The sequence below is a fragment of the Flavobacterium aquidurense genome, assembly GCF_002217195.1.
Classification (GTDB): Bacteria; Bacteroidota; Bacteroidia; order Flavobacteriales; family Flavobacteriaceae; genus Flavobacterium; species Flavobacterium frigidimaris.
Genome location: NZ_MUGR01000041.1, coordinates 20,468 through 27,519, shown reverse-complemented (window position 1 = coordinate 27,519; position 7,052 = coordinate 20,468). Strand labels below are relative to the sequence as shown.

Here is a 7,052-nt window from a genome sequence, read left to right as displayed (position 1 = left end):
TGAACTCTCACAAGTTGTTGTGGCATCTTTTAATGCAGCAAAATAAGTTCCGCTTGTCAACACTGTAGTTGACGGAATTGCTGTTCCTCCTATCGAAGCTGTATACCAAACAATATTTGTTTCGTTAAATTGAACACTTGCAAAAGTTGGCGCATCAACCAAACAGAAGTTTTGTGTTCCGGCAGTTACTAAAGTTGGAGTTGGAGGATCATTAACTATTACAGTAGCAACCTGAAGCTCTCCGTTTTTATTTGGACAAGTACTAATACTTGCAACTGCTACGTAATAAGACACAGGACTCATTGCAGCTGTTAAACCTGTTACTGTTAAGGCTCCTGTCGTTCCGTTAATTGCATAAGTTACACCACTAGTTGTTCCATTAAGAATTGGCTGAGTCTTATTAGCATCCAAATACCAAAAGAAAATTGGGGCTGCCAACGTACTAGTTGGTGTCAATACAGCACTAGTTCCGAGACAAACAGAAGCATTATTTACATTAATATCTGTTGCAAGAGAACTTGGCAAAATAGTAAATGTCACTTGTTTTCTATCTGCTACTGCCGTTTCACAATATTCAACTGAACTAACTCCTACATAATAGGTATAAGTTCCCGGAGTTAATCCTGTTAATGCTAATGTCGATGTTGTTTCTGTAAGAGCGACCTGACCTGTACCATCAAACTTAAACCATTGATACACCGGAGTAGTCAGTGCTGGTGTCGGTTTTAAAACTGCAGCCAGGGTTACTGTACCATCTTCAGTACAAACAATAGTACCATTAGTTCCGTTTATTGTTACGTTTGCTATTGCATCTGCAGGAGTAGTTGCTCTAACTACTACCGTAACTTCACCTCTTTCCAGAGCTGCACAACCGTAACGAATAGGCTGAATATAATACTTATAAGTACCTGCCGCTAACGTAGCCGGAAGTGTAAAACTTTGACCGCTTGCTACAGGATTCCCTCCTATTGGCGTATCGTACCAGGCATAACCTGCACAAGATTTTGTAGGGACTGTGAGCGTAATCGTCGCACCCGGACAGACGGTTATCTTATTATTATCATCTGATCCTTCTACTTTAGTATTGGTTACACGGTCAATAGTGTGCACTCTAAGCTGATCTAAAACATTAACAGCAGCAGCTAAAGTAATCACTACTTTATCATAGGGCTGTGTCTGAGGCGCAACAATTGTCATAGCCATAGTATCTCCGGAAAGCAGTTTTAGAGTCAACAAACCTGTATTATCATTGCCTTGTATTGGTGCACCAACAGCAATATTTCCTGAATAAAGCTGAATTCGGAATCCTGCAAGCACGCCAACATTTAAAAGAGTTCCTGGTTTTGAAATCGTAATGCGTAAACTATCTCCCACCATAGATGGTGTTCGAAAAGTTGCGGTTAATTCAGCACCAGCAAGTACTCCTACTCCATTAAACATGGTAGCATAGGTAGCCACATCTTTATCAGCTACATTCCATGGATCAGAAACGCCCACCGTAGCGGTTAACACCCCAATTCCTAAGTCTTTTACGCCAGAGAAAACATCTTCGATATCACCTTGTCCACATGCTATTTGCGTCACTTCTTTTTTATAGTAAGCATCATAAACATTAACATTTTGTGCCAGACTTACAATAGATCCTAACTGAACTCTGATACCATCATAATCCTGAACTCCAGCTGTATTAGATGGAACAAATGTATATTCGAATGAGTTTTGGCCTGGCAATAATTTCACTAGTGAACTTGATACCGATTGTAAAGTTCCAATATCAATTGGGGTTCCCCCCCCGTTACGCTTAGTACCTATTACGGAAATACTTTCCCCTACTGCAAGCAAAATATTTTGTAAACCTAGTTTAACAGTTACGGGAGTTCCTTTAGGAATAGTAGTTGGCCATTGTAGATTTTGCCAAGTAGTACCAATACCTAAAAGCCCAAAACCAGTTGTTATTGTTGAATATGTTGCAGGATCTTTATCTACTGCCAAAAGCTCGTTTGTTACCGTTCCGCTAATAACTGTTCCTTTTAATTGAGAATCAGCATATACTCTTTCTTGTAATGCATCACAAGAAGCAGGATCTATAACACTTATTGTTACTATCTGACTTGTAGTACAGTTTCCTAAAGTTGCTATTACAGTATAAGTAAAGATACCAACAGTATTAAGAGGCCCCAAATTACTTGAAGACACTAAATTTCCTTGTTGATCATACCATGCAATTGTTCCGTTTGATGTTGCAGTTAAGCTAACCGAAGAACCTTTTGTAACCGCAATTGAACTGGTTACATCCGTTAATGTCGGTAGAGGATTTACATTAACTTCTACTAGTAACTTTACAGATGGACAAGCCACGCCAGTTGTCTGAGCCTGAATAAAATAATTACCAGTGGCGGTGATATTAGCAGCAACAGCATCTGTAATTGGATTATTGGCTGAATCAAAGAAAGTATAAGTTGTATTTCCTGTTGTATCAAAATTTGTAATAGCATCTTTTAGGTTTACTTTAGCACAACCTGCAAATGGACTTGCAACCGTTAAATTTGAACCTGCAGGATAATTTACAATAACTTCTTTTAATGTTCCGTCTATATTTTCACAAGCTCCTCCGTTAAGTACAGATATATAATAAGTATAAGTAGGATTAGCAGAAGTAAGCCCGCTAATGGTTAAAGCTCCCGTTGAAGGATCTATAGTTCCCGCCGCAGCTTGTGTTTTATTTTGATCTAAATAATATTTAAATGTTGCTCCTGCCAAAGCAGATGTAGGAGCCAATACTACACTTCCATTACAAGAAGCTGTCAAAGGGCTTGCAATTGTAATATCTGCTGCTGTTGGAATTGGTAATACCGTAACTGTAACTGGCTGACGAACACTATTAACACATATTCCTCTTACAGCTTCTATATAATAGGTTGTTGTTGTTGTAAGCGAGCCTGTATTATAAGTTGCTGTGTTTGAATCTAAAGCAGTTCCACCACTTGCTACATCATACCAATTAATTGTATCTCCACCAGTAACTGTAGCTGTTAACGTTGCTGATTCCCCAGAACAAATTGGAACTGTATTACCTGTAATTGCTGCTTCTTTAAATTTAAATGAAGCGCCATAAATATCTAATTCACTTAATAAAGATAGAACTCCTCCCAAACGTACCTGAACTCCTGAGAAATCACCTCCGGCTACAAAACTAGCTCTAAAACGATTTCCTCCTAAAAGCTGTATATTCAAAAGGTTATTAATAGAAACTGTATCTGGATTATCTACTCCAACATTAAAGCTTTGTAAACTTATATAAGAAAGAAGACCAATATCCAAAACTCCCGTTGGTAATCCCAACTCAACTTCAATTATATCTCCTGCAAATCCAAGATTTGCAAAAGTAAGTCTTTGTTGTACATAGCCATCTACTCCCACAGGATTTAGAAGCCTTGTTGCTGTACTATAATTTCCATCTACAGATAGTCCTTCCGTATTCAATGCAGCTCCACAACCTACACACAAAATTCCACTTGTTGAAATCGCTTGTCCATTAGCTTGTAAACAATTAGTAATTGGAGCTGGAGGTGTTACTACAACATTAATTGCTGTTCTAGTACTACTTACGCAATTAAAATTATTTCTAGCAGAAATATAATATGTTTTACTAGCTGTTAATGCTGGAGATGGTGTAAAACTAGTACCAATAAATAATCTTGTTCCGTCTGTTGCAGCGTCATACCATTCATACGCTACATCTACGACCGGATTCGTAACTTGCAAAGTTACTACTTGACCAGAAGGAACAATTACTGTTGTTACAGCCACAGTTGGAACCGGAGGTAACGGGTTAACATTCACTGAAGCCTGAGAACGGGTACTTGAACAATTTCCAATTACAGCTTCAACATAATAATCTGTAGAAGCTGTCAAAGCTGGTGTTGTAAAACTAGTTCCGGTAAACAATAAATTGCCGCCAGAATTTGCATTGTACCATCTATAAGTCGTACCTGCAACTGGCGTATCTACTGTTATTGTTGTCGATTCTCCACTACATAAATTTGACGGACCTCCAAAAACTACCGTTGGAGCAACAGGGTTATTTACTGTAACCCCAACAGGATTTCTTTCGCTATTTACACAACCATTGCGAGTAACTTCTACATAATAAGTTGTATTAGCAGTTAGCGGTAAAGTTGTCAAAGAAGCTGTACTACTTAATAAATTTCCACCAGATAAAGCATCATACCATTTGATTGTTTCGCCCAAAGCTAAATTAGCTGTCAAGGTTGTAGTTTGTCCACCGCAAATTGTAGTGTTCCCTGTAATTGCAGGTGCTTTATATCTATACGTTGCCTGATAAATATCTAAACTGGTTACTGCAGCAACCAAACTACCTAATCTAATCTCGACACGATCAAAATTTGCACCGGCAACAATACTTGCTCTGAATTTGTTTCCTCCCAGTACTCTTAAAGTAACCAACGCATTATTGATAAAGGTTCTGTCTCCATTATAAGTGGCACCATTATAAGTGGCTAAACTCACACCACCTAATAAAGAAAGATCAGCAATACCAACCGGTAATTCTAAATCAACATCTACAATATCACCTGCTTTTCCCGGATTATTGAATTGAAGGGTTTGCTGAATCCAACCGTTTAACAAACCAGCCGTAAGAGTTAATCTTGCTGCTGTATTACTGTTTCCGTCTACTGAATTATTAGGAGATGTTGTAGAACATAACAAACAAATTCCGTTTTGTGCAGTTTGTTGGCTATTGGCTTCCAGACATCCTCCTAATGCTACTGGTAAAACGGTTACCGTAACAGGTTCTCTTGTTGCGCTTACACATCCCCCTACAGTATTAACAGATTCAACATAATAGGTTTTACTTGCTGTTAAAATAGGAGTTGTAAAAGTAGTAGAATTGGCTAATAATTTTGTTCCACCTGTAGTAGTTTCATACCAATCTAAACCAACACCTGGTTCAGTTGTAGAAGCATTTAAAGTGGCATTTTGCCCGGAAAGTATAGTTACACTAGGCGTTAATATCGTAGCAAGCCCCGGAACCGGAGTCGAAGTAACAGTTACTTGTGTACGGGCAGACTTACAGGCTCCAATGGACGCTTCTACATAAAAAGTAGAAATACCTACAGGCACAGTTGGCGAGTAAGTATCTCCCTTTCCCGTATTTAATGCTATTCCATCAGTCGGCACGTTATACCAGGAATAAGTTGTTTCTAATACCGGATTTATCACTGATAATGTAGTTGCCTGTGTTGCTCCTGCAGAACAGATTGAAGTTCCTACAGTACTTACGGCTGGTTTTATAGGATTGAGAACATTTATAGTTACAGGTATTCGCGCATCACTTTCGCAACCAGGGCTTCGTGAAGTACTTACATAATAAGTTGTTGTAGCTGTTAAGGCTGGCGTAGTATAATTACCAGTAGTAGAAAGTGCAGCAGTAGAGGTTGGTGAATCATACCAAGATACAGTTGTACCTGTTGCCGCAGTAGCTGCAAGCGCAATAGATTGCCCTGTACACACTGTTTGTGTATTTCCTCCCGTAATAACAGGGCTTGCGAATTGCAAGCGCACATCGTATATTCTTAAACTATTTAATAAAGAAACAACTCCGCTGGTTCTAATCTTTATCTGATTTGCATCTTTAGTCAGCGTAAATTTAAAAACTTGAATATTAGTACCTCCTAAAAGTTGAACATTTATTAATCCATTAAGAGCAACAGGATCACCAGCATCTGCACCAGAAAGCTTCGCCTGAACAGTTGAATTTGACAATAATCCTGCACTTAATAATGGGTTACCATCACCCAAATAAAGAACTATCTGATCTCCCGCTTTCGCAATCTGATCAAAATTTAAAGTTTCTTCTGCAAAACAACCAACGCTAATACCCATTACCATTGTTGTGTAAGAAGTTAAATCCTGATCATATGCTTTGGCAGGAGAATCTACGTTCAATCCTATACAAATACCACCTCCACTATTGACTGTATGTGAGATTGGTCTACAAAAAGTCTGCGCATAATTTATATTGCAAAACAGCAATAAAACCAATAAAGCCAACAATCTCTTCTTAACGATGAGATCATAAAAAGTAAAATTTTTTTTCATAATTTGGAAGATTAGAAAATGGACAATAAAATACCTGTTGCGATAAGCACGTATGCTTAGGCAATTTTAAAAAACGTTAAAAATCAACTAATTAAAATGAAATTTAAATCCGTAGTATACTAAGAATGTAAACTGCATTTAATAAAAAAATCATGTCGTATTGCGTATACCGAAGTATACCAAAGAGCAGTTTTTATTCCTAGAGAATAAAAAATGTCCGAAAAAATTCAGGAAATATTGATCTGAATCAATCTTCCAGGAGGAGTGATTTGTTGTAGAATTAATTTTCATAAAAGAAAATTTAAGTTGAGTAGAACTGGGGAAATTCTTAATATATAGTATGATTCAATATTTATAGAACGTTGATTAGGCGATCTGTAAACTTTGTTCCTTTAGAATTGAATTCTAAAAATTGAATACATTATTTTTAACAAGAGACCATTTTGAGTTTAAATAAATTTGAACGCAAAAAATGCTCTTTATTAATAAAGACTCCGTTTGGGCTTCAAAAATAAAAAACTGATGTAACTAAAAAATTGTTGTGAAAAGTTTGCACTTACATGAAAAACTGATTTCGAAATAAACTTAATTATTCTCAAACAGATAAAAAACAAAACTAAAATAACAGGAATAATTAATGCAAACTTGATAAGGAGAGTAGAAGTCAATTCCATAAGCAATATAATTAAGTTACGATTTAAATCTTTAATTTGAAATTTCAGTAAATACAAAAACTATAATTCGTTTTAATAAAAAAATGCAATCAAATTGTTTTTGTTGACAAGCGTTTTTAAAAGTTAAAAAAAGTACTTTGTTTAACTTTGGTATTTTAAAATTAGAAAAAAGTAAAATATAAAACAACTGTAAAATTCTTATTATTTTAGTTTTAAAGGAAACTTAAAATTATAAAAACCGTTAAAACATCAGAA

General features: G+C 36.5%; 1 protein-coding gene. It reads right to left on the bottom strand.

The features are described 5' to 3' along the window. The coding region (locus B0A67_RS20060; RefSeq protein WP_455423287.1) for an immunoglobulin domain-containing protein at window positions 1-6,123 on the bottom strand (6,123 nt) is incomplete at its 3' end. Between the last annotated feature and the right edge of the window lie 929 nt (window positions 6,124-7,052).